This is a genomic window from Streptomyces sp. NPDC107559, from assembly GCF_055657365.1.
Map to the genome: position 1 here is coordinate 1 of NZ_JBVKBD010000045.1, position 10292 is coordinate 10292.

The 10292-nt window shown below is 70.7% G+C and carries 11 protein-coding genes; 7 read left to right on the forward strand and 4 right to left on the reverse strand.

Annotated elements, in window-relative coordinates; genetic code table 11:
* The first annotated feature begins 174 nt into the window (after positions 1 to 174).
* The gene (locus tag ACZ7OY_RS44375) at positions 175 to 771 is read left to right on the forward strand and encodes a hypothetical protein (protein WP_472251182.1); all 597 of its coding nucleotides are present in this window, start codon (positions 175 to 177) and stop codon (positions 769 to 771) included.
* A gap of 20 nt (positions 772 to 791) precedes the next feature.
* Here ACZ7OY_RS44375 and ACZ7OY_RS44380 read toward each other — a convergent pair whose 3' ends face one another.
* From ACZ7OY_RS44380 to ACZ7OY_RS44390, 3 genes are all read right to left on the reverse strand, one after another.
* Entirely contained in the window at positions 792 to 1058 is a 267-nt protein-coding gene (locus tag ACZ7OY_RS44380) for a hypothetical protein (protein WP_472251183.1), read from the reverse strand.
* Position 1059: 1 nt separating this feature from the next.
* The gene (locus ACZ7OY_RS44385; RefSeq protein WP_472251184.1) at positions 1060 to 1563 is read right to left on the reverse strand and encodes a lasso peptide biosynthesis B2 protein; all 504 of its coding nucleotides are present in this window, start codon (positions 1561 to 1563) and stop codon (positions 1060 to 1062) included.
* A gap of 585 nt (positions 1564 to 2148) precedes the next feature.
* Positions 2149 to 2862 carry a DUF4232 domain-containing protein gene (locus tag ACZ7OY_RS44390; protein ID WP_472251185.1) on the reverse strand — a complete coding sequence of 238 codons (714 nt, stop codon included), beginning with the start codon at positions 2860 to 2862 and terminating at the stop codon, positions 2149 to 2151.
* Positions 2863 to 3196: 334 nt separating this feature from the next.
* On the opposite strand from ACZ7OY_RS44390, the gene nthB reads away from it, so the two are divergent.
* The 6 genes from nthB (at position 3197) to ACZ7OY_RS44420 (ending at position 7888) form a co-directional block, all read left to right on the forward strand.
* Positions 3197 to 3868 carry a nitrile hydratase subunit beta gene (gene nthB, locus ACZ7OY_RS44395; RefSeq protein ID WP_472251186.1) on the forward strand — a complete coding sequence of 224 codons (672 nt, stop codon included), beginning with the start codon at positions 3197 to 3199 and terminating at the stop codon, positions 3866 to 3868.
* Positions 3865 to 4464 (forward strand): nitrile hydratase subunit alpha, encoded by a 600-nt coding sequence (nthA, locus tag ACZ7OY_RS44400; protein WP_472251187.1) that lies wholly within the window; start codon positions 3865 to 3867, stop codon positions 4462 to 4464. The genes nthB and nthA overlap by 4 nt, the downstream gene beginning before the upstream one ends.
* Positions 4461 to 4808, forward strand: a complete 348-nt coding sequence (locus ACZ7OY_RS44405) for a nitrile hydratase accessory protein (RefSeq protein ID WP_472251188.1) — start codon at positions 4461 to 4463, stop codon at positions 4806 to 4808. Before nthA ends, ACZ7OY_RS44405 begins: the two co-directional genes overlap by 4 nt.
* A gap of 199 nt (positions 4809 to 5007) precedes the next feature.
* The gene (locus tag ACZ7OY_RS44410) at positions 5008 to 5538 is read left to right on the forward strand and encodes a carbonic anhydrase (RefSeq protein WP_472251189.1); all 531 of its coding nucleotides are present in this window, start codon (positions 5008 to 5010) and stop codon (positions 5536 to 5538) included.
* Between the two features lie 102 nt (positions 5539 to 5640).
* On the forward strand, positions 5641 to 6711 hold the full coding sequence (locus tag ACZ7OY_RS44415) for an MBL fold metallo-hydrolase (RefSeq protein ID WP_472251190.1): 1071 nt from the start codon (positions 5641 to 5643) through the stop codon (positions 6709 to 6711).
* A gap of 310 nt (positions 6712 to 7021) precedes the next feature.
* A complete protein-coding gene (locus tag ACZ7OY_RS44420) occupies positions 7022 to 7888 on the forward strand; it encodes an endonuclease/exonuclease/phosphatase family protein (protein WP_472251192.1) in 867 nt (288 codons plus the stop codon).
* 40 nt (positions 7889 to 7928) lie between these two features.
* On the opposite strand, the gene ACZ7OY_RS44425 is transcribed toward ACZ7OY_RS44420, so the two are convergent.
* Entirely contained in the window at positions 7929 to 10193 is a 2265-nt protein-coding gene (locus ACZ7OY_RS44425) for a glycoside hydrolase family 3 C-terminal domain-containing protein (protein WP_472251191.1), read from the reverse strand.
* Between the last annotated feature and the right edge of the window lie 99 nt (positions 10194 to 10292).

Here is a 10292-nt window from a genome sequence, read left to right on the forward strand (position 1 = left end):
CCATCCAGCGGCGTGCCTGTGACAGCCATACCCAGAGCCCCTGGGCCCATCGATCTTACGAATGACCGATCAAGCCCAAGAAGAAAGGTAGGACCCCGTGAGGGCGTTCGGATGGTCCGGTGACAGCTCTGCTCTGCGGAGGCTGCTGCTGCCCACGCGCACCAAGCGGCCACCGTGGTACTGATCCAGTTCGTCCTGGTGGTGACGGCGGCCTGGCTGGCAGTGCTCGGCGCTGGGGATGTTCTCGATGCCCTGACCTACGCGGGCAGCATCACTGGCATCATCCTCCTGCTGGCTGCCGTCACCGTGCTGCTGGGCGCGATCGCGGTCTGGGACCACTGGTTCCGCAACCGCATTCCCTACGCCGGAGTGATCGCGCTGATCGGTACGATCGCCGCGTTCACAACCAACGCGACACTTCTGCTGTTCACCTTCAAGGACATCGATCGCCCGGTCTTCCCGGGTTCTGTGGTGCCTGATCACGGCGGCGTGCGCATGGGCCGGCTACGCGGTGTGGCGGACGCTGGCCGAGATCCCCGCTCCGAGGCGGGTGGCCGCGACGGTGATCCTCGCCTCGGGTGTCACACTGGCCAATTTCGGCTACGACCGCGATTACCAGCCGAATCATCGCGGCGCCAGACCTGTTGTCGAGGTGACCGCGGGGAAGCCCGTACTGACGATGGATCGCAAGTCTTTCGCGGTTCCGGTCGATCTCAGGGTCAGGAATGCCAGCGATGTGGGCTTCTACGTGCTCGGCACCGAGTTCCATGACATGGGGGAACGAGTGCAGATCAGCACGAGAGATCGAAGACGTGCGCAGTGGCGCCACGATGCCGAGCAGTGGCACGCATTCGCGGAGAGGAGGATCCTGGGCGGCCGAAGTCGTCGAGGAGGGCGCGCGCACCCGCTTCGCGCTCACGGAACGAGCCGACCCAGCCGGCCACCACCGCGGTTCCGGCCGGTGAGCAGACCTTCGTCACGAGTCCCTGTTCGGCCATGGCCCCGGCCGCCGACAGCTCGGGGGTGCCGTCGGTCCAGTCGAGGCGGAGTGCTTCCACGTCAGCGGCCTCCGCCGTCGATCGAGAGAACCGGAGTGAACGCATGCCCGCGTGGATCGGCGTCGGGGACGGACAGTCCGGCCGAGGACGTCCAGGCGTGCAGGGCGAACGGGTGCTCGCGAGCACCGACATGGAGCACGGCCGGCAGACCGCGCCGGCGCAGCAGGATGAAGGCCGTCACGGCCTCGGCCTTGCAGTCGTCGTTGACGAACCAGCTTCGGTGGTCGTGTGACTGCACGGACTTCTTCAGCGGTACGACGTCGGCAGCGGACGCGGGATCCGATCGGGCGTAGGCCGGGGCCGCCAGCGACAGGAGCCGAAGGACGCGACCGAATCCGACGGTCTGGATCAGCAGGTGCACTGCGCGCAGCCAGAGTCCGACCTCGGCGTCGGAGTGCTGCCTGCGACGGACCGGCGCGCACCCGGCCTGCACCAACCCCTCGACAAGCTCGGCGTGTTCCGCGGAGCCCGCGTCAGCGAACCTCTGGAGGTCCGCCGCCGTCATGCCCAGAAATCGGGTGCGTTTCCAGTCCGCGATCAGTGCACCGCCGGATGTGCGGGTAACACGGCAGTGCGGTGACAGGATCCGCGTCATGGCCCTCAGGGCATCGGTTTCCTCTGTCACCGCACCTCCTCCATGGGCGGGCGCCTGCCGCGACGAACCCGGCGGCGGACTTCCTTCGGTTCATGGACGGCGTCAGGACAGATGTCCGTGACCGTCGTAGTAGCCGCCGCTGGAGCCCCGGATCAGACGGCCGTTGCCGAGAATGACGAGACCACGCGGCCTGCGACGCCGTAGCAGTCGGGCGAACATGACCTAACTCCAAATCAGGTAACAGTGGCCTAATTCAGGCTATTTACCCCATAATGCGCTGCAACCGCTGCTGACGGGCGCGCTTGCCGCCGCGTGGACGGGTTCGTCGACTCCGTTGGACAGGTGTAGTGGGCAGGGGCACGATGGTGATCAGGTGGGCCCGGGGTGGGAACGGGTCGGCTGGCGCTGTCGCGCTCGTGATCACCGTTTCACGGCGTTCGGCATGCGCAGTCCCACAGTCGTCCCCGTGGTGACGCCGCACATGTCGACGAGCCGTCAGAAGTCGTACGGCTTCTCGGTGTTCCAGTTCAGCACGTCGGCCTCGTTCCAGCTGAACTGCGGCTTCTGGCCCTTGGCGTCGACCGAGTAGTAGGGGCCCTCGTGGCCGTCCGCGCCGCGCAGCGCGAGGGCGAACGAGCGTGCCGTGTGGTTGTTCGAGCCGTAGTCGAAGAGGTTCACCGCGCTGTACACCTTGCCTCCGGGCTGGAGCGTGATGTGCTTGTCGCCGCCCGGGTTGTCCTTCTTCGAGTGCGGCAGTGCGGCGCTGTCGACGTTTCCGTCGAGCTTCACGGCCGGGTACGAGGTGACCCAGCACGGCTTGGTGCCCTCGTTCGACGCGGTGATCAGCAGGTGGTCGCCCTGCTGGCCGGCGAACCGGTGCACCGCGGTGACCAGCATCTCGTCTCCGCGGCACTGCTGGGCGGTGGCCGTCGTGCCCTTGTCGGCGGCTTTGCCCGTCCCGCCCGCGACGGTCGCCGAGTGCGACCCCGCCTTGCTGTCGCCACCGCCGGCGGCCTGCTCCGTGCTGCCCTTGGCGTTCCCGTCGGACGCGGGCCGGGTCTGCGCGCTGCCTGCGGCGCGGTCGCCGACCGCCGCCTTCGAGCCGTCGTCGGTGCCGCCGCCGCAGGCGGTCAGGCCCAGCGTCAGCGCGGCGGTGGCGGCGGCCAGGGCGGCGGTACGGGCGCTGCGGCGGGCACGATACGTGGTCATTCTGAAAGCTCCCCCATGGTCGGTCGGGACGCGGCACCTTCCCCGGCTCTCGCCGGGCGACCGGCCGCATCCGCTGTGTTGCTGCACCCCATGAGATGGCGCCCGGGTAGGCGTCGTTCCCCCAGGTTTGTCCGTATTCGGTAACAGGGAAACGGGGTGCAGGTGCACCAGTGGCCACGCGGCACTGGCCCCTCGTCGCTGAGCGCAGTCGGCGGATGGTGGTGCGGCATGCGGCATGCGGCATGCGGCATGCGGCGTGCAGTGTGACGTCACGGACACCGGCCGAATACGATGGACTCGCGTGTCTGCTTTGCGGCAAATGAGAGGTTGCATCATGGATGGAATCGCCGACATGGGAGGCACCCTGGGCTGGGGACGCGTTCATCCACCGGATCGCGAGGAACGCGTCTTCGCGGAGGACTGGCAGCGCAAGGCATTCGCGCTGGCGATCCTCGCCGGCCGCGTCGCCTCCGGCGGCGTCAACACGGACGCCTTCCGGCACGCATTGGAGCGCCTGGACCGCGCCGCCTACCTGGACGACGGCTACTTCGGGCGATGGCTCAACGGCGGAGAGCTGATGCTCACCGAACACTCCGTGCTGGCGCCCGGTGCGGTGGAGGCCCGCGCCCGCAACCTGCACGGCGAACACGTGGCGGAGCCACCGGTCCCGGAACCCGACATCCCCCTGTACACACCCGCCGCCGAGGGCTCACTGCGGTCCGTGGAGACCCCGCCGGCCTTCGGCGTGGGCGAGCGGGTGCGCGCCAGGAGCAGGTCCGTGCCCGGACACACCCGGCTGCCGCGCTACGTCCGGGGACACAGCGGAGTCGTCGAGATCATCCAGCCCGCCCATGTGCTGCCGGACACCAACGCGCATTTCCTCGGCGAGAACCCCCAGTACGTCTACTCCGTGCGGTTCGACTCGCGCGAGCTGTGGGGTGCCGACGCCGAACCCTTCACCGTCACCGTGGACATGTACGAGAGCTATTTGGAGACCATCGCATGACCACCGCCGGCGGCTCGGACGAGAGCCCTTCCGTGGCGCTGCGCACCGAAGCGCTCGAACAACTGCTCACCGAACGCGGCCTGATCGACCCGAAGACCATGGACGCGATCATCACCCGCTACGAGACGAGCGTGGGGCCGCTCAACGGTGCCAAGGTCGTCGCCAAGGCGTGGACCGACCCCGACTACCGGCGGCGACTGCTCGAGGACGGCACCGCGGCCATCAAGGAACTGGGCTTCTCCGGACAGCAGGGTGAGCACATCGTCGTGGTCGAGAACACCCCGACCACCCACAACGTCGTGGTGTGCACACTGTGCTCGTGCTACCCCTGGCCGGTCCTCGGCCTGCCGCCGAGCTGGTACAAGGACCCCGCCTACCGAGCACGTGTGGTCAGGGAGCCGCGCAAGGTGCTGGCCGAGATGGGGCTCGCGCTCGACGACGATGTGCAGATCGTCGTGCGGGACTCCACGAGCGAGGTGCGCTGGCTCGTACTGCCGGAGCGTCCACCCGGCACCGAACACCTCACGGAGGAGGAACTCGTGCCACTCGTCACCAGGGACGCGATGGTCGGAGTGGCGAAGGTGACGGCACCGTGAGCGCGCCGCTGGACATCGAGGGCCCGGCAGCACCTCCCCGCTCCAACGGTGAGCTGGTGTTCGCCGAGCCGTGGGAGAGCCGTGCCTTCGGCATGGCCGTCACCCTGCATGAGGCGGGCGTCTTCGGCTGGCGGGAGTTCCAGTCCGCGCTGATCGCCCGGATCACCGCCTGGACTCCCGCACGGGAGCACGGTGGGACCTACCCCTACTACCGGCTGTGGCTGGACGCCCTGGAGGACGTACTCGCCGGGCTCAGCGCCGTGTCCACGGACGAGGTCGTCACCCGCGCCCGGGCCCTCGCACAACGCTCTCCGGGGCACGACCACCGCGATCACCCGCGTTGACCCCGACGCCGTCCACGCGGCACGCCTCGGCGCCGACACTCCGTCCCGGATCACGCAAGGCGTTCACCTGCCCCGGCTCGATCCGTCGCAAAGCCGAGTGGCAGGGGAGGGGGCGGCAGGTGAGGATGGGCGGCGACTGGAGGTCGCCGTCGGCGTCACCGGGGGACCAGGCTCGGAGCAGGACGGGGTTGCCGGCGCAGTGATCGACACGGACGAGTTGGCCGAGCGGAACGCCGCGTTCGCCGACGGCGGGTCATTCGCCGGCCTCAAGCTCATGCCCAGCGGCAGTCTGACGGTCTTCGGATGCGTGGACCCTCGTGTCGACCCGTCCCACGTGCTCGGGCTCGGGCTCGGCGAGGCAGCGGTGATCCGCAACGTCGGAGGGCGGGTCACGCCCGCGGCGCTCCGGACGCTGGGGATGCTCGCGAAGGTCGTCCAGGCCCGAACGGGCGGCCCCGGCCCGGTCGACAACCACTACGCGGTCCTGCACCACACCGACTGCGGGATCACGGACCTGACCGCGTTCCCCGAGCTGCTGGCCGACTACTTCGAGGTTCCGGCCGCAGACCTCGACGCCAAGGTGGTCACCGACCCGGTCGCCGCCGTCCGCGTCGACGTCGAGATCCTCAGACGGACGCTCCGGGCCGGAGCCTTCGTCTCGGGACTCGTGTACGACGTGGCCACCGGGCTCGTCGACGTCGTCGTCCCGCCCGCGCGGGTGGAGGCATGACACCGCGCGGCGCCCGCGGCCGACGCGACCGCCATGTGCCTGCGGCCGGTACCAGGATCGCCTTCCCCGACCGGTCGTATCCGCGGGGATGCACTTTCCGGCATGTGTGAAGATCACGGGCACTCGACGGCCGAGGCGGCGTGGTCGGCGCCTCGCCTCGCGGAGGGCCCGGCCGTCGACCCGGTGACCCTGCCCGAGGCCGACGAGGTCAGGGTCACCACGCTGGTCGACAACACCTTCGACGCCCTGCTGGCCCCCGCCGAAGGCGTCGCCCGGGCGTCGCTGCGTACCGGGCCGACCACTGCACGGCAGTTCGCCGGCGGCGAGACCCTCGCGGGGCTGCGTGCCGAGCACGGCTTCTCCGCCCTGGTCACCGTCCGCAGCGGGAACGCGAGCAGCACGCTGCTGTTCGACACCGGCGCGTCGCCGGACGGGCTGGCGGTGAACGCCGAGCGGCTCGGCATCGACGTCGGCGGCTTGCAGGGCGTCGTGCTCAGCCACGGACACTTCGACCACGCGGGCGGCTTCGACGGCCTGGCCCGGCTGCGCGGGCGCTCCGGCCTGCCGATGACAGTCCACCCCGCGGTCTGGACCCGCCGCCGCCTCGAACTGCCCGCCGGCCAAGGGCTGGAGACGCCCACGCTGTCACGCGGTGCCCTGGAACGCGAAGGGTTCCAGGTGATCGAGCGGCGGCAGCCGTCGCTGCTGGCCGGCGGCATCCTGATCACCGGCGAGGTGGACCGCGTCACCGAGTTCGAACACGGCATGCCACCGGCACACCAGGCCTGGGACGGGCACGGCTGGCGGCACGATCCCGCCGTCATCGACGACCAGGCACTCGTCATCAACGTGCGCGGCCGGGGACTTGTCGTCATCACCGGGTGCGGGCACGCCGGAGTGGTCAACATCGTCCGGCACGCCATGAGACTGACCGGTGTCGGCAGACTGCTGGCCCTCATCGGTGGCTTCCATCTGAGCGGCCCCGCCTTCGAGCCGGTCATCGGCCCGACGGTGGCCGCGCTCACCGAACTCGCACCCGAGCTGATCGTCCCCGGTCACTGCACCGGCTGGCGCGCCCAGCACACCCTCGCCGCGGCCCTCCCGGACGCCTGGGTGCAGACCAGCGTCGGAACCACCTGCACACTCGGCGCCCACCAGGCGGCCGACGCCTGACCCCGCCCGCCCGGTCGCCACGGTCCTTCCCCGGTGGACGATGCCGCAGGCCTCATGCCGAAGCGGCGGCGCCGCGGTGTGTAAGAGCGGAGGGTCCGGAACCGGTTTCACCTGGTGACCCGTCTAGGGCAGCAAGGTCGTCGGACAGAGGGGAGGCCGGGTGGAGCCGGGGGCGGCAGGGGTCTGGTGGACGCGGGGCCGGTCCGAGGCGTGGGCCGGGGGCGGGAGCAGGCGAGGCGACCTGTGGATCTGGCCGGAGTGGCGGCGGGGGCGGGTGGCTGCCGTGCTCGCGGTGCTGACGGCCGGGCTCATGGCCCTGCACCGGGCGGTGCCCAACAGGGTGGGCCGTCTGGGCAGTCTGCTGGAGGCCTTCCTTCCGTGGCTCGGCCTGGTGGTCGTGCTGCTGCTCGTCGCGGCCCTGCAGCGCCGTTCGGCGGCCGCGCTGGTGGCTGTGCTGCTGCCGGTGGCGGTCTGGACCCATCTGTTCGGGGGGTTGCTCGGGACGGGGCACGGCTCGCCCGACGACCTGGTCGTGGTGCAGCACAACGTCAGCGACGAGAACACCGACCCGGCAGGCACGGCCCGTGTCCTGGCCGGTGCCGGGCCCGATCTGATCGCGCTGGAGGAGCTCGTGCCCGCGGCGCTTGCGGAATACGAGCAGACCCTCGCCCCCGACTACCCGTACCACGCCGTGCGGGGCACCGTCGGGCTGTGGTCGAGGCATCCGCTGACCGGTGTCCGGCAGGTGGACATCAAGCCTCGGCAGATCACGGAGTCCTGGAGCCGCGGGCTGCGCGCGGCTGTCCGCACGCCCCACGGCGATGTCGCGGTGTATGTCGCCCACCTGCCCTCGGTCCGTGTCGGAGCGAGCGGCTTCGCCTCCTCGTGGCGGGACGAGAGCGCCGGTCTGCTGGGCCGGGCCGTCGCGGCCGAGCCCCTGAAGACGGTCCTCCTGCTCGGCGATCTCAACGGCACCGTCGACGACCGTGGGCTGGCCCCGCTGACCTCCCGGATGAACACCGCGCAGCGAGGCTTCGCCTTCAGCTTTCCGGCCGCATTCCCGCTGGCCCGGATCGACCAGGTCATGGCCCGCTCGGCGACCGTCGGCCACATCCGCACCCTGGCGCGCACCGGCAGCGACCATCTGCCGGTCGCCGCCGGGATCGTACTGGGCTGACCGGGGGCGGGGCGGCCCTGAAGTCACCCCGCCCGCAGGGTCAGGTCCGGGCCGCGGCGGTGCGGGCGGCGTCGAGCTGGGCGAGGATTTTCTCCAGGTCCTCGCGGGTGACAGCGCCCGCGGTGAAGCCGAGCAGGCGGCCCACCGGGACGGACGCCATCATCCTGGCCATGTCGACGCCCAGCGCGTCGCTCTCGGCGGCAGCCTGCGGCATGGGCATCAGCGACCCGAGGATCCCGGCGGCGCCGGGTACGGCCATGACCTCGCCCAGCGTGGAGTCGAGGGTGAGCGGGAGGACGAACACGTCTCCTTCCACCTCGACGGTGGCGGTGGCGCGGATGTCGCGGCTGGAGGCGGCGGCGCGCACTTCGTAGCCGCCGCCCTCGACGATCCAGCGGTCGCCGCGGATGTCCCAGTACGCCAGGTCCTGGCGCTCGATCAGCACGCTCACCCGGTCCCGCGCCCCCGGTGCGAGTGCCACCACGGAGTAGGCCTTGAGTTCCTGGGGCGGACGGGCGACCGACGAGTCGGGCTTGGCGACGTAGAACTGGACGACCTCACGGCCGGCTCGCCCGCCCGTGTTGGTGACGGTGACGGTCGCGGTGATGCCCTCGGTGCCGGTGGTCAGCTCGAGATCGGGGTAGGCGAAGGTGGTGTACGACAGTCCGTGCCCGAACGGGTAGGTGACCGCGATGCTGCGGGCGTCGTACCAGCGGTAGCCCACGAACAGGCCCTCGCCGTAGGTGACATGGCCGTGCTCGCCGGGGAAGTCCAGGTAGGCGGGGGTGTCTTCGATGCGCGCCGGTACGGTCTCCGTCAGCCGCCCGGACGGGTTGACCCGCCCGAACAGCACATCGGCCAGCGCGCCGCCGCCCGCCTGCCCCAGCAGCGCGCCGTCCACCACGGCCGGGGCCAGTTCGTCGATGTCGGCCAGTCGCAGTACGCCGCCGTGCGAGAGGACGACGACGGTACGTGGCTGGACCTTGACCACGGCGGCCAGCAACTGAAGCTGCTCCGCCGGGAGTTCGATGTGCTCGCGGTCGAAGCCCTCGGACTCCTGGTGGGCCGCCAGGCCGAGGAAGACCACGGCGGTGTCGGCTGCCGCCGCGGTGCGCACGGCCTGGTCCCGCAGCGCGGCCGCGTCGGCGCCGTCGGCGGTGGTGAATCCGGCCGTGTAGCTGACGTCGGTGTCCGGGGCGAGGGCACGGATCTCGTCCAGCGGCACGTCCACGCGCGTCGGGTTCACATGCGAGCTGCCGCCGCCCTGGTAGCGCGGGGACTGCGCGAACTCGCCGATCACCGCGAGGGAACGGCCTTCCTCCAGCGGGAGCACCGCCTGGCCCTCGACCGGGTTGTTCTTCAGCAGGACGACACAGTGGGCGGCCACCTGCCGGGCCAGCCGGTGATGCGCGTCGCTGTCGAAGGCGGTGATCTTCGCAGTCCGGCCCACCTCGGCCTTCCTGGCCAGCGCGACCATGCGCGCGGCCGCCTGCGCGACCACGGCTGCGTCCAGTTCCTTCGCCTCGACCGCCGCGACGACCTGCGCGTCGGTGACACCACCGGTGCCGGGCATCTCGAGGTCGAGGCCGGCCGCCACCGCCCTGATGCGGTCCGGCACCGCGCCCCAGTCGCTGACCACGACGCCGTCGAAGCCCCACTCGTCGCGCAGCACCTGGGTGAGCAGCCAGTGGTTCTCGGCGGCGTAGGTGCCGTTGACGCGGTTGTAGGAGCACATCACCGTCCACGGCCGCGCCGTCTGCACGACGCGCTGGAAGGCACGCAGATAGATCTCGCGCAGCGGGCGCGGGGCGATGTCGGAGCTGGAGCGCATGCGGTCGTGCTCGGTGTTGTTGGCGGCGAAGTGCTTGAGCGAAGCGCCGACCCCGGTCTCCTGGAGGCCTCGTACCCAGGAGGCGGCGAGTGTGCCGGACAGGTGGGGGTCCTCGGAGTAGTACTCGAAGTTGCGGCCGCAGCGCGGGTCCCGCTTGATGTTGATGCCGGGGCCGAGCAGTACGTCGACGCCGAGCGTGCGGCTCTCCACGCCCAGGGCCGTACCGACCTTGCCGGTCAGTTCCGTGTCCCAGCTCTGCCCGAGGCCGACCGCGGGCGGGAAGCAGGTGGCGGGTTCACTGCCCGCGAGGCCGAGGTGGTCGGTGGCGCCCACCTGGCGGCGTACTCCGTGCGGCCCGTCGGTGAGTACCAGCGAGGGGATGTCGGCGACCTGCTTGGTGCTCCAGAAGTCGGCGCCGCTGCCCAGGGCGGCCTGCTGCGCCGTGGTCAGGGAAGCGGGGGAGTTCGCGGTCACGGGAGTCCTACCTTTCTTCTTGGGCTTGATCGGTCATTCGTAAGATCGATGGGCCCAGGGGCTCTGGGTATGGCTGTCACAGGCACGCCGCTGGATGGC